The sequence below is a fragment of the Gordonibacter massiliensis (ex Traore et al. 2017) genome (assembly GCF_019731765.1).
In the GTDB taxonomy this organism is placed as follows: domain Bacteria; phylum Actinomycetota; class Coriobacteriia; order Coriobacteriales; family Eggerthellaceae; genus Gordonibacter; species Gordonibacter massiliensis.
This window is the reverse complement of record NZ_JAASIO010000004.1, coordinates 183,278-206,847: the sequence shown is the minus strand read 5'-3', so window position 1 is coordinate 206,847 and position 23,570 is coordinate 183,278. Positions and strand designations below refer to the sequence as shown.

At 56.1% G+C, this 23,570-nt stretch carries 20 protein-coding genes; 9 read left to right on the top strand and 11 right to left on the bottom strand.

The genetic code is table 11. The features are described from left to right. Positions 1-112 precede the first annotated feature (112 nt). Positions 113-787 carry a methionine ABC transporter permease gene (locus HCH03_RS06880; protein WP_080143460.1) on the bottom strand — a complete coding sequence of 225 codons (675 nt, stop codon included), beginning with the start codon at positions 785-787 and terminating at the stop codon, positions 113-115. A gap of 1 nt (position 788) precedes the next feature. Next, positions 789-1,673 (bottom strand): methionine ABC transporter ATP-binding protein, encoded by an 885-nt coding sequence (locus tag HCH03_RS06875; protein ID WP_221688894.1) that lies wholly within the window; start codon positions 1,671-1,673, stop codon positions 789-791. 462 nt (positions 1,674-2,135) lie between these two features. Between HCH03_RS06875 and HCH03_RS06870 the strand changes: the two genes are divergently transcribed. From HCH03_RS06870 to HCH03_RS06850, 5 genes are all read left to right on the top strand, one after another. Beyond that, positions 2,136-2,495, top strand: coding sequence for an Hpt domain-containing protein (locus HCH03_RS06870; RefSeq protein WP_221688893.1), 360 nt, complete (start codon positions 2,136-2,138; stop codon positions 2,493-2,495). Positions 2,496-2,606: 111 nt separating this feature from the next. Next, entirely contained in the window at positions 2,607-3,158 is a 552-nt protein-coding gene (locus HCH03_RS06865; protein WP_246599808.1) for a universal stress protein, read from the top strand. 351 nt (positions 3,159-3,509) lie between these two features. Beyond that, on the top strand, positions 3,510-4,904 hold the full coding sequence (locus HCH03_RS06860) for a glycosyltransferase (protein WP_246599806.1): 1,395 nt from the start codon (positions 3,510-3,512) through the stop codon (positions 4,902-4,904). A 106-nt stretch (positions 4,905-5,010) separates the two neighbouring features. Continuing rightward, positions 5,011-6,237: a DegT/DnrJ/EryC1/StrS family aminotransferase gene (locus HCH03_RS06855; protein WP_221688892.1), complete on the top strand. Its 1,227-nt coding sequence runs from the start codon at positions 5,011-5,013 to the stop codon at positions 6,235-6,237. Beyond that, positions 6,237-6,839: a sugar transferase gene (locus HCH03_RS06850; protein ID WP_221688891.1), complete on the top strand. Its 603-nt coding sequence runs from the start codon at positions 6,237-6,239 to the stop codon at positions 6,837-6,839. The genes HCH03_RS06855 and HCH03_RS06850 overlap by 1 nt, the downstream gene beginning before the upstream one ends. A 22-nt stretch (positions 6,840-6,861) precedes the next feature. On the opposite strand, the gene HCH03_RS06845 is transcribed toward HCH03_RS06850, so the two are convergent. Together HCH03_RS06845 and HCH03_RS06840 are read right to left on the bottom strand one after the other, a co-directional pair. Next, a complete protein-coding gene (locus HCH03_RS06845; RefSeq protein WP_246599805.1) occupies positions 6,862-7,284 on the bottom strand; it encodes a DUF2304 domain-containing protein in 423 nt (140 codons plus the stop codon). Further along, positions 7,281-7,982 carry a glycosyltransferase family 2 protein gene (locus HCH03_RS06840; protein ID WP_221688890.1) on the bottom strand — a complete coding sequence of 234 codons (702 nt, stop codon included), beginning with the start codon at positions 7,980-7,982 and terminating at the stop codon, positions 7,281-7,283. The genes HCH03_RS06845 and HCH03_RS06840 overlap by 4 nt, the downstream gene beginning before the upstream one ends. A gap of 152 nt (positions 7,983-8,134) precedes the next feature. Between HCH03_RS06840 and HCH03_RS06835 the strand changes: the two genes are divergently transcribed. The 3 genes from HCH03_RS06835 (at position 8,135) to HCH03_RS06825 (ending at position 11,056) form a co-directional block, all read left to right on the top strand. After that, positions 8,135-9,253, top strand: coding sequence for a glycosyltransferase family 2 protein (locus HCH03_RS06835; RefSeq protein WP_221688889.1), 1,119 nt, complete (start codon positions 8,135-8,137; stop codon positions 9,251-9,253). A 197-nt stretch (positions 9,254-9,450) separates the two neighbouring features. Continuing rightward, positions 9,451-10,278: an ABC transporter permease gene (locus tag HCH03_RS06830; protein WP_221688888.1), complete on the top strand. Its 828-nt coding sequence runs from the start codon at positions 9,451-9,453 to the stop codon at positions 10,276-10,278. Between the two features lie 10 nt (positions 10,279-10,288). Beyond that, positions 10,289-11,056 carry an ABC transporter ATP-binding protein gene (locus tag HCH03_RS06825; RefSeq protein ID WP_221688887.1) on the top strand — a complete coding sequence of 256 codons (768 nt, stop codon included), beginning with the start codon at positions 10,289-10,291 and terminating at the stop codon, positions 11,054-11,056. On the opposite strand, the gene HCH03_RS06820 is transcribed toward HCH03_RS06825, so the two are convergent. The 6 genes from HCH03_RS06820 to HCH03_RS06795 all read right to left on the bottom strand — a co-directional run bounded on the left by HCH03_RS06820 (position 11,053) and on the right by HCH03_RS06795 (position 19,423). After that, a complete protein-coding gene (locus HCH03_RS06820; RefSeq protein WP_221688886.1) occupies positions 11,053-13,455 on the bottom strand; it encodes a glycosyltransferase in 2,403 nt (800 codons plus the stop codon). The two genes, HCH03_RS06825 and HCH03_RS06820, sit on opposite strands and share 4 nt — an antisense overlap. 28 nt (positions 13,456-13,483) lie before the next feature. Then, positions 13,484-14,071: a dTDP-4-dehydrorhamnose 3,5-epimerase gene (rfbC, locus tag HCH03_RS06815; RefSeq protein ID WP_221688885.1), complete on the bottom strand. Its 588-nt coding sequence runs from the start codon at positions 14,069-14,071 to the stop codon at positions 13,484-13,486. 12 nt (positions 14,072-14,083) lie between these two features. After that, on the bottom strand, positions 14,084-15,103 hold the full coding sequence (rfbB, locus tag HCH03_RS06810; RefSeq protein ID WP_221688884.1) for a dTDP-glucose 4,6-dehydratase: 1,020 nt from the start codon (positions 15,101-15,103) through the stop codon (positions 14,084-14,086). A gap of 1 nt (position 15,104) precedes the next feature. Further along, positions 15,105-16,010 (bottom strand): dTDP-4-dehydrorhamnose reductase, encoded by a 906-nt coding sequence (gene rfbD / locus HCH03_RS06805; protein ID WP_221688883.1) that lies wholly within the window; start codon positions 16,008-16,010, stop codon positions 15,105-15,107. Beyond that, entirely contained in the window at positions 16,007-16,915 is a 909-nt protein-coding gene (gene rfbA / locus HCH03_RS06800) for a glucose-1-phosphate thymidylyltransferase RfbA (RefSeq protein WP_221688882.1), read from the bottom strand. The genes rfbD and rfbA overlap by 4 nt, the downstream gene beginning before the upstream one ends. A gap of 75 nt (positions 16,916-16,990) precedes the next feature. Then, positions 16,991-19,423 (bottom strand): glycosyltransferase family 2 protein, encoded by a 2,433-nt coding sequence (locus HCH03_RS06795; protein WP_221688881.1) that lies wholly within the window; start codon positions 19,421-19,423, stop codon positions 16,991-16,993. A 283-nt stretch (positions 19,424-19,706) separates the two neighbouring features. Here HCH03_RS06795 and HCH03_RS06790 point away from each other — a divergent pair, with 283 nt between their 5' ends. Beyond that, a complete protein-coding gene (locus HCH03_RS06790) occupies positions 19,707-21,200 on the top strand; it encodes a glycosyltransferase (protein WP_221688880.1) in 1,494 nt (497 codons plus the stop codon). Between the two features lie 21 nt (positions 21,201-21,221). Here HCH03_RS06790 and HCH03_RS06785 read toward each other — a convergent pair whose 3' ends face one another. Further along, the gene (locus HCH03_RS06785) at positions 21,222-23,489 is read right to left on the bottom strand and encodes a glycosyltransferase (RefSeq protein ID WP_221688879.1); all 2,268 of its coding nucleotides are present in this window, start codon (positions 23,487-23,489) and stop codon (positions 21,222-21,224) included. Between the last annotated feature and the right edge of the window lie 81 nt (positions 23,490-23,570).

The window sequence follows — 23,570 nt, the reverse complement described above, 5'->3', positions numbered from 1 at the left end:
TATCGTCGAGCTCTCTTCTCGGTGCGCGGACCCTCGGCATCGCCGCAAGATCGGGCGCCAGGGCCGTCCGCGCCGTCGGCTGGCTCCGGTGCCGGCAGGCTGCCGGTTCTCTCTAGCGCCGCTTGTCGACTTTGCGGGCCAGCAGGTTGCCCAGGCTCTGCACCACCTGCACCAGCACGATGCACAGGATGAGCGCCGCCACCATCACGTCGCCCTGGTAGCGCTGGTAGCCGTAGCGGATGGCGATGTCGCCCAAACCGCCCGCGCCCACCATACCGGCCATGGCCGAGTAGCCGAACAGCGTGATGAACGCGATGGACGCGCCGCGGATGAGCGACGGCAGGCTCTCGCGCAAGAACACCTTCGCCACGATCTGCCACACGCCGGCGCCGAAGCTCTGCGCAGCCTCCACCAGGCCGCCGTCGACCTCGGCGAGGCTTTGCTCCACCATGCGCCCCACGAAGGGCGCGGCGGCCACCGTGAGGGGCACGACGGCGCCCGGCACGCCCAGCGACGTGCCCACGATCCAGCGCGTCACCGGGATGAGCACCACCAACAGGATGATGAACGGAACGGAGCGGCCGATGTTCGTGATCCAGCCGAGCACCGCGTTCAGCACGCGATGCGGGCGCAAGCCGCCCGGAGCCGTGACCACGAGCGCCACGCCGAGCGGGATGCCGATAACGTAGGCGAAGATCGTAGCGGCCACGGACATGACGATGGTGTCCCCCGTGCCCTGGGCGAGCAGCAAGCCGTACTGGTCGAAGAACGATGCGAGGAACTCCATGCTATTCCCCCTCCAGCTCGCCGCGCGTGACCATGATCGGGTTGAGCGGGGCGCCTATGGGCGCCAGGGATGACATGATCGCCGGATCGTCCAGACGGTTGCCCGCCGGCTCCTTGGGCTCCCGCCAGGCGCCCGGATCCCCCGACAGGCTGTCGTACTCCAGCAGCTCGCGCGTCACGGGGCTTTGCGGGCTGGAGAACACGTCGGCCGTGCTCCCCTCCTCCACGATGCGGCCCGCGTCGATGACCGCGATGCGGTTGCATATCTTCTTCGCCACGGCCAGCGAATGCGTGATGACCACCATCGTCACGCCCAGCTCCTTGTTGATGTCGGCCAGAAGGTCCAGGATGGACACCGTCGTACGCGTGTCGAGCGCGCTCGTGGCCTCGTCGCAGAGCATGACCTTGGGGCTGTTCGCCAGCGCGCGGGCGATGGCCACGCGCTGCTGCTGCCCGCCGGAGAGCTGGCTGGGGTACCGGTCGACCTTGTCCCCCAGCTCCACCAGCTCCAGAAGCTCGCGGGCGCGCCTCTCGGCGGCGTCCCTCTTCTCGCGGCGCAGCTCCAACGGGAACATGACGTTGCCGAGCACCGTGCGCTGTTGGAACAGGCTGAAGTTCTGGAAGATCATGCCGATGGACGCGCGAAGGCGCAGCAGCTCCTTGCCCTTGAGGTTCGTCACGTCCGCGCCGTCGATGACGACGCGTCCCGCGGTGGGACGCTCCAGCAGGTTGATGCAGCGGACGAGCGTCGACTTGCCCGCGCCCGACGCGCCGATGATGCCGAAGACGTCGCCGTCCTCGATGGTCAGGCTCACGTCGGAGAGCGCATGGTGGGCCGCGCCGGCGGCGCCGTCGTAGGTCTTGTTCAGGTGTTCGAGCTGGATCATGGGATTCTCAATCGTCTCGTTCGTGCTCGCGTGCGGAAACGTGCGGCCGTTCGATGGAACGAAGCCGCGTGGAAGCTAGGCCTGAGCGTCGGCGCGCAGTCCGACCAACCCAGGCTTGGGCATCATCATGTCCATGGTATGCACGAAAAGAGAACTCATAGATGTGTATCTTACGTGATGCGCGCACCCTGTCAAGACGGAGAGGGCGTTCTCGCCTATGCGATTATTTCATCATTGGTTATCTATTGTTCATATAACTAGGTTTTTGCAACGTCATATGATCGAACGTGTCGAAGGCCCGTGCAACGGCGCGTGGACGACAAGGACACGAGCCGGTAACGCACGCGTGACGGACGCATGTCATCGTTCATTCTCAGCGCGAAAAGGTTATACTTGGTTACCCATCCATCGTGGCACGCGGTGGGCGAACGTACTGCGCACAACGAGAGGCGGGGGCACCCCATGACGTCAATACACGCGGAAGCGTTGAAAAGAAACGGCATCGATTACGACGAGGCTATGGACCGCTTCGGCGGCAACGAGGCGCTCTTCGAGCGGCTTGCCTCCAAGTTCCTCGACGACACCCACTTCGCCGCGCTCGAGCAGGCTCTTGCCGACGGCGACGACGCGACGGCCCTGCGCGAGGCCCACACCCTCAAAGGGGTGGCCGGAAACCTCTCGTTCGCCGATCTCTACGCGGCCATCAGCGACGTGAACGCCGCGCTGCGCGAGGGCGATTCCGCGGGCGCGAAGGCGCGCATGGAGCCCGTCCGCATCGCCTACGAATCCGTGAAAACGGCCTTGAGCTCGCTAGACGACTAAGTCGGCCCGGCCCGCGGAAGGCGGGCCCGCCCCATCGAACCGCACGGCCGCGCCCGGAACCACCACGGGGCGGCCGTCGGCTCTTCGAGCACGGCGCGAGTCGGAACGCCCATGGTATACTGCAGTCGTTTCATCAGGCGTTGCCGCGACAAGACGGAGGTGGCCATGAAGTTCTCCAACATCCTTGTGCCGTTCGACAAATCCGAGCACGCCGTGCGGGCGCTCGAGATAGCCAAGGGCCTCGCCGAGGAGGATCCGGGCATCCGCCTGCACGTCGTCGACATCGTCTACCTGTCAGAGATGCCGCCGTCGCTCGGCCTGGAGGCGAACCCCTACGAGAGCGTTCCGCCGCTCGCCGTCGACCCCGAGCTGTACCGGAAGCTCGCCGAGGCGACGCTCGCCCGCGAGAGGGACGACATGGACCGGGCCATCGGCGACCTGCTCGACGGCCTTCCCAACCCCGTGGAGGTGACGGCCGTGAACGCGCCGTCCGTCGTGGACGGCATCAACGACTACGCGCACGACCACGGCTGCGACCTCATCGTCATGGGCTCGCGCGGCCTGGGCGTGCTGCGCGGCATGCTGGGCAGCGTGAGCTACGGGGTGCTGCGCTCGGCCGACGTCCCCGTGCTCGTGGCGAAGGAGCCAGCGGAGAAGCGGTAGGGCCCCGTCGGCGAACGATCAGCAGTCCGCAGCGACCGGGTTGTCGGAGCCAACGCGCCGTAGGCGGCTGTATCAAAAGTGTCGTTTTCGCTATTCGTGTAGGGCAAGGGCTCTGCCCTTGCCGCTCAACAAGAGACGCTTCCGCAGGCAGACGGCAAGGGCAGAGCCCTTGCCCTACGGGGCGACTACGAGAAACGCGCATTTTGACGACTTTTGATACAGGCCCTACGAGGCGACCAAACCGGCCCCACGTCGCAACGGCTCTCGACGCAACCTCTTCTTGTGGAGCGACCGGGATGCCTTGCGGTTCTCGGTCGGCGGCGACCGCTCGCTTGGTATAATGATCCGGTTATGGATACGAATTCCCAGCAAACGAACACGGTGGAAGCAGCTGACGGAGCGTCGGACGACGGGCGCGCCGCGTCCTTGCGACCGCTGCGCCCTGCCGAGCGCGGCGGTCGCAAGCCCAAGCGCATCGCCGTCGTGACGATGGGCGTGAAGCTGGGCGACGAGACACGCGGCTACACGCGCTTCCGCTTCCTATCGGAGCTGCTCGCCCGCGAAGGTTTCTCCGTCGACCTCATCACGTCGACGTTCCAGCATTGGGAAAAGGCCCAGCGCGACTGCTCGAAGGCATGCTACCAGGGGCTCCCCTACCGCATCGTGTTCGTCGAGGAGCCGGGCTACACGCGCAACCTCGACCTCGGGCGCATCCGCAGCCACCGCGTGGCCGCCAAGAACCTGCGCGAGCACTTCGCGCGCAACGCCGGTGCCTACGACCTCGTCTACGCGGAGATCCCGCCGAACGACGTCGCCCGCGTCTGCGCGGAGGCGGCCGACGCGCAGGGCATCCCGTTCGTGGCCGACATCAACGATCTGTGGCCCGAGGCCATGCGCATGGTGGTGAACATCCCCGTGGTGAGCGACGTAGCGTTCTACCCCTTCGCGCGCGACGCGAAGCGCGTCTACCAGCTGCTCGCCGGCGCCGTTGGCACGTCCGACGAGTACGCCGCGCGGCCGGCCGCCGACCGCGAGAGGCCCTACCCTCACGTCACCGTGTATGTCGGTAACGACCTGGCCGCTTTCGACGCAGGCGCGCGCGAGCATGCGAGCGAGGTCGAGAAGCCCGCAGGCGAGGTGTGGGCCACGTACGCGGGAACGCTCGGAGCGAGCTACGACGTGGCCACGCTCGTGAGGGCCGCCGCACTGCTCGAGCAGGAACGGCTCGCGAAGGCCGTCGACCTGGCAGGCGATGCCGGCTGCGATCGCAGAACCGCCGCGTCAGCCGCGCCGCCCGTGCGCGTGAAGGTCCTGGGCGACGGTCCCGACCGCGAGAAGCTGGAGGCGCTCGCACGGGAGCTGAACGCCCCGGTGGACTTCCTGGGTTACCAGGACTACGGGCACATGGCCGCTTACCTGTGCGCCTCGGACATCACGGTGAACTCGCTCGTGAGGTCCGCCGCGCAGAGCATCGTCACGAAGATCGGCGATTACCTGGCAAGCGGCAAGCCCATGATCAACACCGGGTCGAGCCCCGAGTTCCGCGGCAAAGTGACCGCCGACGGCTTCGGCGTGAACGTGCAGGCCGAGGATCCGCGGGCGCTGGCCGACGAGATAGCGACCCTTGCCGGGCACGCCTCGCTGCGCAAGATCATGGGAGCCAAGGCGCGCGCCGTGGCCGAGCGCGAGTTCGACCAGCCGCGCTCGTACCGCGAGATCGTGGATTTGCTGCGCACGCTGCTGTGATTTCCACCGAGCGCCCTCGCCAAAACGGCGCGGGCGCGTCAGAATATGAGTTTCGCCGCGCCGCCTCGAAGCGGTGCGACCGTTTGAGCAAGCAAGGAGCCTTATCTTGACCGAGCAGAGACGCGTTTCGTTTTCGCCGCCCGACATCACGCAGGCGGAAATCGACGAGGTGGTCGACGCGCTGAAGAGCGGGTGGATAACCACCGGCCCGAAAACGAAGGAATTCGAGCGCGAGCTAGCCGCCTTCACCGGAGCCGAGCGCGTGGCGACCTTCGCATCGGCCACGGCCGCGCTCGAGTGCGCGCTGCGGGCGCTGGGCGTGGGACCGGGCGACGAGGTTATCACGAGCGCCTACACCTACACCGCCTCCTGCTCGGTCATCTGCCACGTGGGCGCGACACCGGTTCTGTGCGACGTGGCGCCGGACAGCTACGAAATGGACTACGACGCGCTGCCGTCCCTGGTGACGGATCGGACGCGCGCCGTCATTCCCGTGGACATCGCCGGACGCATGGTTGATTACCAGCGCCTCTTCGCCGCGCTGGACGGCGCGCGCGACCGTTGGAAGCCCGCGACCCAGCTGCAGCGCGCGTTCGACCGCGTCGTCGTGCTGGCGGACGCCGCGCACTCCCTCGGCGCCGTGCAAGAAGGCCGCTCCTCGGGCACCGTGGCCGACTTCACCGCCTTCTCGTTCCATGCCGTGAAGAACCTCACCACCGCCGAGGGCGGCGCCCTGGCGTGGCGCGCGGGGGCGTTCGACTCCGACGAGCTTTACCGCCAATTCATGCTCATGGCGCTGCACGGCCAGACGAAAGACGCGCTGTCGAAGACGCGCGCCGGCGCCTGGGAGTACGACATCGCCTTCCCCGGTTGGAAGTGCAACATGACCGACCTGCAGGCCGCGCTGGGTCTGGCGCAACTGCGCCGCTATCCCGCCCTGCTCGCCCGTCGGCGAGAGCTGGTGGAACGTTACGAGGCGGGCTTGGCCGACTTGGGCGTGAACGTGCTGCAACACTACGGCGACGGCAACGAATCGAGCGGGCACCTCATGCTCGTGCGGCTGCCGGGCAAGACCTCGGCGTTCCGCAACGCGCTCATCGAGCGGTTGGCCGACGACGGCGTGTCCGCGAACGTGCACTACAAACCGCTGCCTATGCTCACCGCGTACCGCGACCTCGGTTTCGACATCGCCGACTTCCCTAATGCGCGCGGCCAGTTCGAGAACGAGGTCACGCTGCCGCTGCACACGCTGCTCTCCGACGAAGACGTCGACTACGTCGTCGAAGCGGTCCACCGCGCCTGGGCCGCGCTCGAGGCGGAGGGCATCCGCTGATGTACGCGCGGTTCGGAAAACGCGTTTGCGACCTGGTGATCGGCGTGGTGGCGCTGCCGTTCGTGCTGCTGATCATAGCGGTGCTGGCGCCGTTCATCCACTTCGAGGACAAGGGCCCCGTGTTCTACAACGCCCCGCGCGTCGGTAAGGACGGCCGCGACTTCAAGATGTACAAGCTGCGCTCCATGCGCGTGAACGCCCCCGATCTGGTCATGGAGGACGGCTCCACCTACAACGGCGCCGACGACCCGCGCATGACCCGCGTGGGCGCCTTCATGCGCAAGACGAGCCTAGACGAGATGCCCCAGTTCCTGAACGTGCTGAAAGGCGACATGAGCGTCGTGGGCCCCCGCCCCGACCTGCGCCGCGAGACCGAGCTCTACGAGGGCGACGAGCCCCTCAAGCTCACCGTGAAGCCCGGCGTGACCGGCTACGCCGCCGTCTACGGCCGCAACTCCCTCCCCTGGCACGACCGCCTGAAGATGGACGTGGAGTACGTGCGCACCATGAGCTTCCCCTTAGACGTGAAGATTTTCTTCAAGACGTTCTCGACCGTGTTCAAGCAAGAGGGCGTGTTTGTGGAGGACGGCAAGGACGCCTAGCGGCGATTTCGCGTAATTCTGCTCAGCTTGCCTTTTCCACCTCAGAGCCCGCCTTAGCGTTGGTTTTGTCCTTGGATTCGCATCCGTCAATTATCCCCTCGTCGTTCATTCTTCGTTCGAATTTCTCGATCGCAAGGTATTGGGTGAGTTCCTTGACCCGGATGTCGAGCTGCGAAATCTGTATGCCCATGGTGAAGCATTTTATCAATAGCACGAATATGAAGAAAAGGAACACGAAGTTCGTCGTTGAGTAAATGCCCGCAGCTTCAGACAAGAAGTCGAAGATTTGGGGAAATATGCTCACCACCAACAGAGCGAACGCAAGCAAAAGCCAAAACAGGGTGTCTTCCAAACGAACTTTGGAGTTCCTTATCTTGCGAACGACGAGCACCAGCACTAGCGCAGATGCCACCACAAGAACAATGCGCAGCGTTAACGTCATCATGCGAGATCCCCTTTGAGATCCTTGCGAAAAAGCTGAATCAGGAGAATAGAGGTCGTCATCCTGAGCATATAAAGCATGGAGCTTTTGAAATTGAAATAGCTTTCCCCCGCGCTTCTTTCCCGCATCTTCACCGGAACCTCGGAAACCTTGGCGTGTGCATGCTTGATCAGATAGGAAACCGTATCGGGCTCGGGTCCGAAATTTAGCTCTTTAGCGAACAGCACGATCATTCTCTTGTTGAACGCCCTCATGCCGGAGGTCGGGTCTTTGATGACCGATCCCGTGGTGATCCTTATGGCCTTCTCGATCATGACGCTGCCGAGCATGCGTAGGGAAACGGGTCGTTTCTCGGTCACGAAACGGGAGCCGATGACAATGTCGCCCGCCTTCGCCTCTTCGACCAATGCGGCAACGTATTCGGCGCAATGCTGCCCATCGGCGTCGAACTGCACCGCGCAATCATAGCCATAGCGATACGCATAGCGCATGCCCGCTTGGAACGCACCGGAGAGCCCCAGATTGATGGGCAAGTCGAGGAAGGGATAGGAGTTCCGCCTGCATATCTCGCCGGTCGCATCGGTAGATCCGTCGTTCACAACGAGGAAATCGACGTCGGGATTGACCGTCCGCAAATCGTCGACGGTTTTTTCAAGCGACTCCTCCTCGTTATGCGCCGGGATGATGCAAAGCGCTTTCAAAGATCCCCCTCGCCTTCCCCGCGAAATCGATGTTTCTTATCCGACGATTATAGTACATGTTTCTCTGCACATGCTCCACATCGGCCGGAGTGGCACCCCGACTTTTACGCTATTATGTATACGTTTGAACAGAGCAAACCAAAGGAATACGCATGAACCCATCGAACGCGCTCGTATCGGTTATCGTCCCTATCATGAACGCGGAGCCGTATTTGGAGCAATGCCTGGACAGCATCGAAAAGCAGACCTACCGAAACCTTGAGATCATCCTGCTGAACGATGGCTCCACCGACAATTCCCTTTCCATCATGCAGGCGCACGCCGCACGCGACAGCCGCATCGCGGTGATAGACAAGCAGAACCAAGGGTACGGGGCCACCTGCAACCGCGGCATGGACGAAGCGCACGGCGAGTGGATCTCCGTCGTGGAACCCGACGATTGGATCGAGGCCAGCATGTATGCGGACATGCTGGCGTTCGCCGCAGACATCGAAGAAGCCGGCACTCCACTCGATATCGTAAAAACACCTTATTGGCGCATCTGGATGCCCGACACGCCCGAACAGCGCAAACTGAACTGCAGTTACAAAAAGCGCGTCAACCCGCCTCGCCAGCCGTTCGCCATCACCGACGCCGCGCACTTGTTAACGCACCACCCCTCCATCTGGTCGGCCATCTATCGCGCGTCGTTTCTGAAAGACCGAGGCATCCGCTTCAAGGAGATCCCCGGAGCCGGCTGGGCCGATAACCCGTTTCTGGTGGAGACGCTTTGCCAAACCGACCGCATCGGCTACTTTGACACGCCCTACTACTGCTACCGCGAGGAAACGCCAGAGAAGTCTGCGGCGTTCGCGCACAAGAACACGCTTCTGCCGCTCGAGCGCTGGAACGACATGATGGACGTGCTGGAGCGCCTGGGCGTCACCGACAAGCGCATCCTGCGCGCCCACAACAGCCGCGGATTCACCTACCTTTCAGGAATCATCGAGGAAGTGGACCTTTCTCACGAGGAAGTGCGAGAGGCAGCCATCTCCATGTTCGAGCGCATGGATTCCGACCTGGTGTTCAGCGATAACGAGGTGTCGCCAGGATGCAAGCGCCTCTTCGCCGAGCTGCGCGGCATTCCCTGCCCGCCCATCAACAAGCTGGCCTACGCGAAGGGGCTGGTGTCGCAAGGGCTGTACAACCTCGGCATCAACGGCTTCTCCCACACGCTCTACAACGTGACGACCTACCTGAAGAAGCGCTCCGCGCGAACAGGCGGCAAATGAGTGCTAGCGGAATCGAGCATGCAAAATCCTTTGCTGTTGCCGAGACATAACCAAGAGTCAAAGGGGCGGTTGAAGGGGCTTTGTTATCTTGTGCCTAAACCGTGAGTCCCCTACTGCATCCGGTCAAAAGCAACTAAAATAGGGGTCAATGCTCATTGAGATGGGGAAAGCTTAATCTCATCATGAAGGGAATACGCATGCAGGGCCTTACGGCTTCGAAACCTAAGCAACGCAAAAAAAACCAAAACAACTTATATCTTTTGATGAATTTGATATCGAAGGACTTCAAACTAAAGTACCGTCGTTCCGTTTTAGGCGTAGCGTGGAGTATGTTAAATCCTCTGCTCATGATGATAGTTATGGTTCTCATCTTCAGCAACATTTTCCGATTCCAGTTCGACATGTATCCTTTTGCCGTTTACCTGATTCTCGGACAAACCATTTTCTCCATTTTTCAAGACGGCACAAACGGAGCCATGGGTTCTATTATTGAAGCCGCACCGCTTATCAAAAAAGTCCGCGTCGCTAAAATGGTCTTCCCTACTGAAAAGGTTTTGTTCACCGTTGTAAATTTTTTCTTCTCACTCATTGCCGTTGCGGCGGTACTCGTGTTTTTTGGCATGATACCGAGTTGGAAAACGCTGGCTGCACCCGTGCTCGTATTGCTCCTAACTGTTTTTACGCTCGGCGTCGGATACCTCTTGTCATCCCTATCTGTTTTTTTTCGAGACGTCATGCACCTATGGGGTGTGCTCATGACCGTATGGTTTTATTTCACTCCCATCTTTTGGCCCTATGATGCATTAGCCGGCAACGGCTTAGGTTGGGTATACACCCTCGTCCAGTTCAACCCCATGTATCATTTTGTTTCAGCGTTCAGGCAAATGGTCACCGGCATTCCATTACCGTCCGATCTGCCCCTAAGCACAGAGCTTGGCCTCTGCGCCGTATTTGCAGCTGTTACCTTTACGGTAGGTTTTTTGGTGTTTAAAAAGCTCGAAAAGAAGTTCATCCTCTACGTGTGAGGCAATCGACATGACTATACCCACCGACAACATCACCCAAGCTGACGAACCTGTGGTAATTGTCAAAAACGCCTCGATGGTGTTTAACATCGCCAACGAAAAAATGCAAAGCTTGAAGGAGTATTTTATTAAGATCGCCCGACGCGAACTTATGTTCAAGGAATTTATTGCCGTTGATGACGTCAGTTTCACCGTAAACAAAGGCGACGTATTCGGCTTGGTAGGCACCAACGGCTCCGGCAAGTCAACACTTTTGAAAATGATTGCGGGCGTATTACAGCCCACGATGGGATCTTGTACCGTACAGGGGTCAATTTCGCCGTTAATCGAGCTTGGAGCCGGCTTCGATTCTGAGCTGACCGCACGCGAAAACATTTATCTCAACGGAGCCCTACTGGGTCACTCGCGAAAATTCATCGATGAGCACCTTGATGAGATCATTGATTTCGCCGAGCTGCGTGACTTCATGCAAATGCCCCTTAAGAACTACTCTTCGGGCATGGTTGCCCGCATCGCCTTCGCCATCGCCACAGTGACTGAGCCAGATTTGCTTATCGTTGACGAAGTGCTTTCCGTGGGCGACTTCCTCTTTCAGAAAAAATGCGAAGATCGAATCAACGCAATGATCGAGCACGGCACCACGGTTCTCATCGTGTCGCATTCAACCGAACAAATAGAGCGTCTTTGCAATCGTGTCCTTTGGATCGAAAAAAGCAAAATGAAAATGATAGGTTCCGTAGATGACGTATGCGAGGCTTACAGCAACTACGGCGGTTAGCTTGCCTCATTTGGATCAAAGTAAGCTTCTCCTAGCTGAAAGTACGCGTGATCAATGCATACGTTGGGATTACGCAACACGTCACAGCGATACTCGTCGCCCCATATTCGCCACAAACGAATGATTTCAGCGTTCTTAGATGAAAGAGAGTCCTCCTTCTCATCAGCTCTGATAACGTGAGTGTAGTTTTTGAGAATGGATTCAGGCAGCACCACCACGTGCCCGCCCTTACTTCTGACCTTGAAGCATAGATCCACGACAGAAGCCACAACATTGGATCCATAACGCTTCAAACCGCCCACCTCGAAGAGAGTTTTTCGCTTGCACAGAAAGCTATCGGGTGCCACCGCGCTATACGCGCAGCAGCACTCGGCAATACCCAAATACCCACCCCCCATAGAAGTCGTAAAATTTTGATTTAGATAGCCGATCGAACCGTCGCTTTCAATGCAAAGCCCCGCGTGTTGAACGAGCCCGTCTGGGTACACGAGCTTAGGAGCAACAATGCCCGCCTCTCCTTGAGCAAGCCAACCGATCAGATTGCCTATATGAGACTCTCCCACACTGCGGATACCATCCCGGCAGATCCACACGTACTCCTCAGTAACGCTTTCCAGAGCCTTGTTCACCATAGACGCATAATCATAGGGCTCGCCCCATTCAACCGCTCGGACGGATTCGAAAGGTATCGTTCCGTCCTCGCGGAAAGCGAGGAGCTCGGCCCCTTTACCCACGATAATCAAGCTATCCGCTTCCGCAAGCTCTTTCTTCATCGAATGCAAGAATCGCTCCGCTTGTAAACTATCGCTATACACCAGAACTAAAGCAAGCGTGCCGTGCTCGCAATTGCCCATATCAATGCGATAGACGCAGGAGATTCTCGAAGGCTTGACATTCGCGATGACCCTTCGTCGCTCAAACCCACATGACAGCGCTCGCTTACCTGCCTGTATCACATAAGGCTTGCTTTCTACCGATCCGCCATTGGTCGACCCGGCATGAACCCGCCAATGATAGAGCACCTTGGGTACATGCTTGCACACCTCCGCATAGTCGAGCGCCTTGAGCGTAAGATCGTAGTCTTGAGCTCCGTCGACCGCACTTGACGAAAGTTCGACTTTTTCCAGAACCCTTTTGCTCACAGCGAGGCAATGTACGACGTAATTATGGGAATACAGCAAAGCTCTATTGAGATCCGGCTTGAACAAGGGAGAAAACCTAGGACCCGCTCTCAAAGAAAAGCTGTCCTCATCGCAGTACAGAATATCCACCCTAGGGTCTTTCGCAATCTCACGGGCATATTCGAACAGAAGCGAAGGGGCCAGTATGTCGTCATGATCGAGGAACGCCAGATAATCGCCAGAAGCGACAGCAATACCGGCATTGGTGTTGCCGGAAATGCCGAGATTGCATTCCAGCTTAACCACTCGTATCCGAGGGTCGCGGTATTCCCCTAGAACCTGGTCGATGTCGTCGCATTCGGGGCTTGCGTTCACCAGAACAAGCTCCCAAGCGTCGTAACTTTGCCCCACCACCGAGTCGACCATTTCCTTAAGGTATTGCCCGGGAGTGCGATACAGAGGGACTATGATGCTGAAGGACACCTTTTTTTTCATGGGCTCTGCGTTCGTTTCACGGCAATGCACCCATTCGTCCGCGACCGATCCCACCTTTTCGGAATAGCGCTCGTCGATCGCCGGATTAATCATCATGCCATCCCGCACGCCCGCGAGCTCGTTAGACTTGGGTGCATCGATTGCATCGAAACCGCAACCGGGAAATTCGACGCTGAACACCTTGAGCGTTTTGCCCACCAAGAAGGAAATAACACAACATCGCCGCTCGGAGCCCTCCTCACCCTCCTCGATAACTTGAACACTTGATGGAAGAAGCTTTCCCCTACCGTCGCGTAAAATTATATCGAGCGCATCTTGGCCCCCACCCTGAATCCACGCACGGTATACAAGACCCTCGTCACAATCGAACACCTGTACGATCTCAACCCGATTGCGCTTCTCCTCAATGCTTTCCGCCTCGACTCGTAGAACTCGTTCGCACAATCCGGGGTTGACACGACGCATGCCACGTGAACACCATTTGAGCATGAGCCTTGAAACACCGATATTCCCAAGCTCAACCGCGTTACCCTTTTCGTCTACAGTTGAAAAGAAGATGTGGATCGAGGCGCTCTCGAAAAGCGGGAACGTCACGACGACCCTCGCTTCGTCTCTGCAAGCACCATCTCGGAGCACATACTCGGCGCACGGCAGCTCCCCATTGTCAGAGGTCCGAACCCGCGCATAGAAACCCTCGAGGCCGGCAGAGGGAACATCTGTCACGCGAAAGACAACGTACCCTTTCGCCGACCCTCGAAGCATGCCGATTGTTTTGATTCGCATGTGATTGTTCGCCTTAGCTCCAAACTTTCTAAAGATCAACGAGCAACGGCTGAACCTTGTCCTTGTCGCTCAGCACGATCTTCGACTCGTCGAACGACGCATCTCCCTGCAGCGACGGCCATTCTATATCGATGGAAGGATCATTCCATCTGAGACCGCCCTCGTCGTTTGGATGATACTCGTCATCACACTTGTAGCAGAACTCGGCCGTGTCGGATAGAACCAGAAAACCGTGCGCAAATCCACGCGGAATGAAAAACTGGCGGCGGTTCTCGGCCGAGAGAACCACCCCCTCCCAAGCACCATAAGTAGGGCTGCCTGCCCGTAGGTCAACCGCAACGTCGAAAACCTCGCCTGAAACCACGCGCACGAGCTTGCTCTGAGGATGATTTATCTGAAAATGCAGCCCGCGCAGCACGCCTTTCGTACTCGAGGATTGATTATCCTGAACAAAATCGACATCGATCCCGCCTACCGCAAAGTCGGTTTTCTTGTATGTCTCCATAAAATAGCCGCGCTCGTCGCCGTATGTCCGCACATCAACCACAGCAACACCCTCGATAGAGGTTTTTGTGAAGGTGAAATTACCGCTTTTGACCTGGTCTCCTTTGGCCATTTCACACTCTCCCTATTGTCCCTGCTTGGCGTATTTCGCCTCGGTAGCCTTTTTCAGAGGGCTCCACCATGCTTCATTGTCCTGGTACCAACGGATTGTCGCTGCCAGGCCTTGCGCGAAATCGATATGCTTGGGTTTCCAACCCAGCTCGTGACAGAGCTTGGAGGAGTCGATAGCATAGCGTCGGTCGTGGCCGGGACGATCGCGAACCCAAACGAAATCATCCGGCTCTTTACCCATGCCTTCCAAAATGGCACGCAGCACGTCGATGTTGTTCTTCTCGCCATCGGCGCCAATAAGGTAGGTTTCCCCCACCCGCCCGCAGGTGAGAATCCTCCATACTGCCGAGCTGTGATCCTCGGTGTGTATCCAATCGCGGACGTTCAATCCATCTCCATAGAGCTTGGGACTCAAGCCGCAGAGAATATTCGTGATCTGACGCGGAATGAACTTCTCGATATGCTGGTAAGGTCCATAGTTATTCGAACAGTTCGATATCGTGGCGCGTATACCATATGTACGTGTCCACGCGCGAACAAGCATATCGGAACTCGCCTTGGTGGAGCTATAAGGACTTGATGGGTGATAAGGGGTCTCCTCGGTAAAGCGCGTCGGATCGTCGAGCGCTAGATCGCCGTACACTTCGTCAGTAGAAATATGATGAAAACGCACATCATATTTGCGAGCGGCCTCAAGCAAGGTATACGTGCCCTGTACGTTGGTGCGTACGAACGGCGCCGGATCGACGATGGAGTTATCGTTGTGACTTTCAGCGGCAAAATGAACGCAAGCATCGTTTTCTGAGAGCAGGCGGTCGACCAACTCGGTATCGCAAACGTCACCATGCACGAACGTCATGCGATCATCTGGAATGCCTTTCAAGTTCTCAAGATTTCCCGCATAGGTAAGTGCATCAAGCACCGTCACATGCACGCCCGGCTGATTCTCCATCACCCAATGCACGAAGTTCGAGCCGATGAACCCAGCTCCACCAGTAACGACAACGCGTTCAGGCGTAAAAGATTCGGCCACGTCAGTCCCCCAATTCTTGTAAGTTCGTCATATACATTTCCAAAGCCTCTCGCCAAGGTCGCATCTCATTCCCTATCGTCTCCTCCAAATGCAGGTTGCGCAAACTGGAGTAGGCAGGGCGATCAGCGCTCTGCGGGAAGCGTGCTTTGTACTCTGCGCTGGTAAGCGGTTCCTTCTCGCAAGCGAGTCCCGCCAAGTCCACCGCAGCGGAAGCAAAGTCGAACCAGCTGCAGGTACCTTCATTGGTGCAATGGTAAGTGCCGTAAGTCTCGGTCGCGGCGAGCTTCAAGATCTCATAAGCGAGATCGTTCGCATTAGTGGGGTTTCCCATCTGGTCGGATACGACCGAGATATTGCCGTTTTCATGTGCCAGGCGTAGCATGGTCTTCACGAAGTTCTTGCCCACGTATCCATAGAGCCACGCCGTGCGTACCACGAACGTGCGGCTGCACGCTGCAACGGCAAGCACCTCACCCGCCCACTTCGTACGCCCATAAGCCGAGATCGGGCGCACGGGATCATCCTCAACCCGCAAGTTGGGATCATCGCCCGCGAAAACGTAATCGGTGGAAACTTGCACTAGCTTCGCGCCGCAACGCTCGCATTCGCGCGCCAAGTTTTCCGGACCAAATGCATTCACATGCAAAGCACTGGCCTCGTCGCGCTCGCATCCGTCGACGTTCGTAACAGCAGCGCCATTAATCACCAGATCGTAGGGACCGCACTCGGCAAACCATGCATGCACGGCGTGCGGATCGGATATGTCCAGAGCATCGTAGTCAATGCAATCAACCTGCGCGCCTACATACTCTTCAGGAATGGAACCTATCTCGGCCTTCATGGTTTTTAGGCAACGCCGCAGTTCGTTGCCTAGCTGCCCTTTACCGCCGGTAATTAGTATCTTCATCGTTCGTCGCGCTCCTCGCCAGGGACGATCTTCCCTTCCGCAACCTTGCGCAAATGCTGGCCGTAAACTGATTTTCCATAGCGCGCAGCCGCCGCCAACAACGTCTCTCGAGATATCCAGTCGTTTTCGAAAGCGATTTCCTCCAACACCGAGACCGACAGACCTTGGCTGCGCTCAACCGCCCGAACAAACTCGGATGCTTCGAACAAGCTCTCCATGGTACCGGTGTCGAGCCAAGCGTAGCCGCGGCCGAGCGTGACCACATTGAGGCTGCCGTCCTGCAAATACATCTGGTTGAGCGTCGTTATCTCCAGTTCGCCGCGCGCGGACGGCGTAACCCGCTTTGCCAGTTCGCAGACACGAGAATCATAAAAGTACAACCCCGTGACCGCATAGTTGCTCTTGGGGTGCTCCGGTTTTTCCTCAATGGACACTGCATTGAAATCCTCATCGAATTCGACCACGCCAAAGCGTGCCGGATCGTCCACATGATAGCCGAAAACCGTAGCACCACCGGAACTTTCAGCGCGCGCAACCGCCCCGCGCAAATGACGGCCCAAGCCATTACCATAAAAGATGTTATCACCCAGCACCAGTGCACAAGGTTCGCCTGCAATGAACTTCTCGCCGATGATGAATGCTTGCGCCAGCCCGTCGGGCGAGGGCTGCTCAGCATAGGAAAGTACGATACCGTACTGAGATCCATCGCCCAGCAAGCGCTCAAAATTCGGCAAGTCCGTGGGCGTCGAAATGATGAGGATATCTCGAATCCCCGCCATCATCAGTACCGAGAGCGGGTAGTAGATCATCGGCTTATCGTACACCGGCAAGAGCTGTTTGCTCGTGACGGTTGTCAGCGGGTATAGCCGCGTGCCCGACCCACCTGCAAGTATTATGCCCTTCACTGCAATCCTTTCGGTTCGACCTACTTGAACATTTTAAAGCATAGAAGACAACCGTACAAAACTTAACTGCTTGAATCACAAGTGATAAAAGAGGCACCCTGGGCCGCTTTGGCACAAATTCTTGTTGAGATACGGATCCCCGCAAACGAAGTAGTTCGACCAGCGATACCTCATGCGGGACACCTCTTTAAGGAAGCGCATCTGCTTCTCGGGTGAATCCTCCAAACCGCGAGAGAGCGACTCGTAATGGAACAACTCGACTTCTGGCGTATACACGATAAGATAATTCGCTTCTCTTAACTTGAAGCAGTAGTCGACGTCATTGAAGGCGACTGCCAACTCCTCGTCGAAACCGCCCACCTCGTCAAATACGCGTCGTTTCGTCATCATGCAGGCCGCCGTTACCGCACTGAAGTTCTGCGTGACGTCACCCAGGTTAAAATAACCGGCGTTCCCCCTGGGCAAGCCGCGTCCGATATGTCCTGCAACACCGGGCGCGTCGACGCATATTCCTGCGTGTTGAACTGTTTCGTCCATAAAGAACAGCCGAACACCTACCGCACCCACGTCTTCGCGCGAGCACAAACCTACCAATATTTCCAGCCAATTTGGCGTGATTATCTCGGTGTCGTTATTAAGCAATAACAAATAGTCTCCTCTGGCCTTCGAAGCACCAAAGTTCATGAGTTTCGAGAAATTGAATTCTTCCAACCAATGTTCGACTCTTACCTTATTTCCAAACCTATCCCCTAATCGAGCATAATACGAAAAGGTCTTCTGATCAGTGCTGTTGTTTTCAACTAACACGATTTCATAGTTATCGTAGGTCGTTTTTTCGATGATTGATTTTAAACATGTATCTAGCACATCGGATTCATCCTTATTTGGGATAACAATGGAAACAAGCGGATTATCCTCGGGCACCTCGTATTCGACACGATAAGTTGTAGGACGTTTCGCTTCGGACACTGATGCGCGTATGCCCATTCTGGTCAAATGGTTTTCAAGAGCCTTGATACCGGCATTGACAGCATACGCTTTATTGTTCGCGTTTTCCGCTGTGGATCCTGGATTAATTCTCCAATGATACAAAACCCGAGGAACATGATGAATTCGTCGGGCGCGCTCGGTAGCCTGAAGGGTCATATTGTAGTCTTGAGCGCCATCGAACTCCGACGTATTGGGCTCTAGCGCTTCGAGAACATTTTTACGAATCGCAAGAAAATGACAAATATAATTTAGGCTCCGGAGTAAATCCGGACTGAAATCTGGCTTGAAGAACGGCTGCCCTACCTCTCCTCCTGGAAGTAATTTATCCTCATCGCAATATATCAAGTCAATATCATCATGCTTGTTCAACGCGCGGGCGTATTCGAAGAGCGTGTCAACCTCGAGGACATCATCGTGGTCAAGGAAGCAAACGAAATCCCCCGACGCAATCCGCAAGCCGGCATTTGTGTTTTCCGAAATGCCGAGATTCGACGGCAGCGTAACATTTGTTATTCGAGAATCCTCCGATACCGCTCGCTCGACCGCGTCGGACAACTTTTTGTTTTCAAGACTCGCGTTGACAAGAATCAGCTCCCATGTTTCATAGCTTTGCCCGCGAACCGAGGCGATCATATCCTCAAAGAAGCCGAGGGGGGTATTATACAAAGGAACAATGATGCTGAATCGCGGCTGGCAAGAAAAGGACGTCTTGCGTTGCTCACGGTATTCAGCACGATCTATCTTATGATTCGAAAACCATTCGGGGTAAGACGGATCATTTGCCGCGTCGAGCATTATGTTCCTTGTGGCCTCAAGTAGCGAGTCGAATCGCCAACCCTCGATCGCTTCGAAGCTGTCGCAGGAAGGATGGAATTCGTCGCGCAAAATGAAAACCAAGTCGCGTTCATCTTTGGGAAGACGCAAGGAAAACTGTATTTCTCGCATAAACACATCGTCGAATGTGGCAATACCCGATTTTGCATTGTGCAAGAAGACAACATTGCTTTCAATAGGCTTGAGTTCCGTCGTCATGCATTCTAGGCGAACAACGGAATCTTCATAATATGGCTCATATAACACTCCGCGTAAAATATTACTCTCGCAATCTGCTATACAATCCCAAAAGTTCATAGTAAGTTTTTCATAAAACCCACCGCGACCGTAATCCTTAATTTTGGCGCACATCTCTTTATTGGCGAGATAATTTGCCCGAGACTTCCATTTTAGCGCGGAAGAAGAGAGGGGGAATTCGAAGCTTGACAGCTCCTCCCCGTTCGATGTGATCTCGGAAACCACGATCACGATCTGATCCAACGTCAGAATTGGGAGCTCAACCACATACGAACGACTTACTTCATTTGAGTCAGGGAAAAATTCATATATTTCAATAGGAAAATCAAACCCTTGCGAAGATACGCCATGTGCCGTAAGGGTATTTCCCTTGCCAAGCTCGCCCACAGAAAGCCGGACGTACGCTTTGCCGTCGCCTCGGAACATTTCATTAATCTCGATCTTCATTCTTACGCCAGGGCCCTTTCTATCAAAAACACGGTGCGAGATTGACGGCAAAACTGCCTATCAGCACAGACAAACGAATCTTGGATCCTTTGCCCCAGCACCATCATCGTCCATCCAAATTAACACTGAATAGTAGTTTAGCGCGTCTGCGCTGGTCACACCAATTTGCTCACAGGCTCAACAGAAAAGGGCGCCCGCGGATTAAGATGATCGGGTATCATAATCGATAATCAACTTGCACACGACTCTGCGCGGTTTGAGTCGACGAAAAAGGAGCGAAAATATGTTTCGCACGAGTCTCGGTTCTCTCGCACAAAAAGCGCGAAAGCTCTTCGAAAAAAGCTCTTTTAGAAAACAGCAAACATCCTCCCAAATCATCGCATCCGAACAACCGCACGGTGCATTCCGCACAATCGAAAACATAATCCCCGCAAACCAGCAGCAAAAAGATGCATGGGTGAATTCATATCTTCAAGAACGGGGATTCGCTCCATCCAATATCGCCTTCGACCCGGAACCTTGGAACAGCTCACCTCTCTCGGAAAGAATCGCCTCGATGCAGCGCGCGCTCCGACAGGGGGAAAGGAACCTGATCCTTGTTTACGAACGAGCATGTGGCGACTCTGCTACGTTTCGATACTTTGGTTACAACGTCGCTCAACACTTGAACCGATCAAGCACCTGGAACGGCATATACCTATTCGTCGACGAGCTGGCTGACGCGGCAGATATCATCGCCTCAGCGAATGCCATAGCGCTGATTCGATGCCGTATACGACCGGAGCTTCTCACACTCGCCGAAACAGCGAAACAGCATATGGTGCCTCTCGCTTATATAATGGACGACAACGCGCTTGGGGCATCAACCGCTCCGCACATAGTTAAACTTATGGCAAACAATCCGGCAGATTCGTTCGAGCAGGATTTTTGGCGAGGGGCTACGGCTCGTTTTCATCTTGCATCGCTGCTTGCCGATTGTTTTTTCGCACCGGTTTCGTACTTCGCTAAAATCCTCGAGAGCCAAGAGAGGAAACCGGCTTATGTGGTTCATGCCTCCCTCAACGACGAGCAAATCGCCATTGCCCAAGCCATATCCAAAAGCGCAACGCCCAAAACGCGGAAGAAACACTTCGATATCGGATATTTCAGTGGCACGTCAAGCCATCAAGACGACTTCGCGCTCGTTCATGATGCGCTCATTGAGTTTCTGCTCGAAAACAATGAGGCGCGCTTGGTGCTCGGCGGCCAGTTAACCTTGAGTGATGAACTCCACTCACTAATGAAGCAGGAAAAAGTAGTGGTCTTGCCACGTGTGGACTATGTCACTTTGCAATACCTGCAAGCTGCCGTTGATGTTGTTCTTGCCCCGCTTCTCGAAGATGAATTTACGAATTGCAAAAGCGCCTTAAAGGTGTTCGAAGCAGGCGTAGTGGGCACACCTGCTTGCGCTTCTCCAACAGTTGCCTACCTAGAGGCAGTCGAAACGAACGTCACGGGAATGATCTGCCGTAATCGCAGTGAATGGCTTGCCGCATTCCGGACGTTATACGATAATCGGGACGCTACCAACGAGATGGGGAATGCCGCGCGCGAACTTGCGTTGTCCCGCTACTATGGCGACGCAATGCGCTTCGAAATCGAAAACGCCTGCGAGGCACTTGCAGCGGCAAAGCTTTCGCCCATTCCCTCAGAAGTGCTGACGGCCCTTGCCGGCAAGAGCATTGAAGACTGGGATAATCCGTTCGAAGCAAATCCGGCTTTCGCGTCAGAAAGCTAAAGGCAGCGATGCCTTGGCGTCTTATTCGTAGAGCCCGACGATCTCTTCCTCGAGCTTAGCCCAATCACGCGAGGCAGCGGTTTCAAAGCCCCCCGCTACCAGCTTTCCCCGCAACTCCTCGTCGTCCGTGATCGATTGAATAAGTCGCGCCGCACGCTCTTCTTCGCCTTGACCGAACAGAAGGCAGTTTTCCCCGTCGCGCAAATATTCAGCGTTTCCCGGATTAGAAAGAACAACGGACACCCCTCCTGTCGCCATCATCTCCAAGGGGGGGTATGAGAAACTCTCCAGAATACTGGTTTTCAGCAAAATGTGGCATTGCTGGTAAACGTAAGCAACTTGGTCGTGGGGAACCGCATGCAAGAACCTGTCTACTCGGTAGTAGGGCTTCGGCTCCCCCTTATAGGAGAGATACCATATCTCAAAGCGCTCAGGATCGAGCAGGTCGATGATCCTGAAACTCTCATCGATATTCTTGTATTCAACACTGCAATCGCCTTCTACAAGAATGCGAATTCTCCCCGAATAATCTCGCTCTGCAGGCCGAAAGACAGTGAGATCCAATCCGTTTCGCGCAAACCGCGCCGTTTTTCCATATTTTGTCCGAAGCCAATCTTGGCACCAGCGAGAAATTGTCACATACGATAGATCTGCGTAATAGGTCGCAGCCGCGCCGGAGCGACGATAATCGAGCGGCTCATAAAAACCCTGTTCTTGGTTTTGCACGAGGTAGTATTTCTCACCTGCCAGATGATATCGTTCGACGAAAAGCGCAGTCTCCCAGAATGTTGCAACCAATTTGTCGAAGTAACCAGAAATCGGGCATCCCTCTACACTTCCATAATGCCCGCAGCGGCTCATCACGGGTAGATCTAGCGAGTCGACTTTAAGCCAGCTATCGTCGCCGACAGCATCGAGAAACGTAACGTCGTATCCGCGGTCATGCATTAATTTCGCATGCTTGAACGTGACGAGATTACCTCCGCTGATCACAAAAGATGGAACGGCGAACGCGATATTCGGGGCTTGAACGTCACGGATGAACATTGCAAGTCCCGCTCCCGCTGTAACCGTCGTCTTCGAAGAAATGCAGTCGTCGTATGCCGCCTGCCCTATTTTCTTGCGCAATGCCGCATCTTCGACAAGCGCCTTGAGCGACACGTACCACTGGTCGGACGAATCGCACAGAATACCCGTCACTCCGTCTTCAACCACATCGGCGAACGCTCCAACGTTACTGGCAACGGTGGGAACCTTGACCAAAGCAGCTTCCAACCATTTGTTTTCCGACTTTGCACGATTGAAAACGTTGTCGATGAGCGGAGCAATGTTGATGTCCATACCGGCAATAAGCCTCGGGAGTCGCTCCCAAGGCATAAAAGGAGCGGCAACCACCCTGTTTCTAAAGCATTCCAGCTCTTCCGGCACTGAAAGCTCCCCGGCAATATGCAATTCAACTTGGGGGTGTTCTTCCATCAACCTCACGATAGCGGGAAGAACGTAAGCGAAATCGTCATTATGCGTAATGCTGCCGCTGAAATACCCGATGCGAACCTTTGAGGCATCACGGCTTTCGCTCAACTTCCTCGCATTGCGCCATTGGCGCATTTCTTCAGAGTCAACCTGCTCTTCGCTTAAAAAAGGCAGCGTGTCTCGCTCGCGGATAGCCCTTTCCGACAAATAGACCATTTCCTCGGAGGCGATGTTTCGGTTCACGTAAACTACGGGCATGTAATGGGCGAGCTCGTCGGCCATGCCGCGCGTTGTCGTAATAACGCCGTCGCAGAGCAGCATGGTCTTTTGCATTGCCTCCACACCCGCATCGTAGCTAGCCCGCTCCTCGACGCTCATTGTGTCAAGATACTTGATCTGGTCGGTGTATTTCGTATCGATGACCAGATCGTCGATATCGTACAACACCGTCTTATTGAGCTTCTTTGCGAGCGCGATGAACTCTCCAATGCGATCGTTGTACGGGCAGCGATAAATGATGAAGACCCGAGCAGTTCGCAACCAGTCGTTCGTCAAATTCCATTCATCGACCTTCCTCACCGTCACGCCACATGCATTAAGCTGTTCAAGCTGGTGATCGACCCGATAGCGAATAGGGTGCGGAACCGAATAGGCGCATCCGTTGACGAACAGCACATCAGAATAGAAATCTCGAGGATCGCTTTTCTCGTGCCTTCGGGCACGTATGTGATAACCGAGTTTGTCGATGAAAACCTTAGGGCCTTCTTCTTTGTATATATATTTCGCATTTCCCGCCAGCTCGCGAAAGCGACCCATCCTGTTTCCCTTCATATTACGACAAACAATTCCAGATATTTTTATTTTAACCGAAAGGACTCGCCCATTCTCAATGCTTTC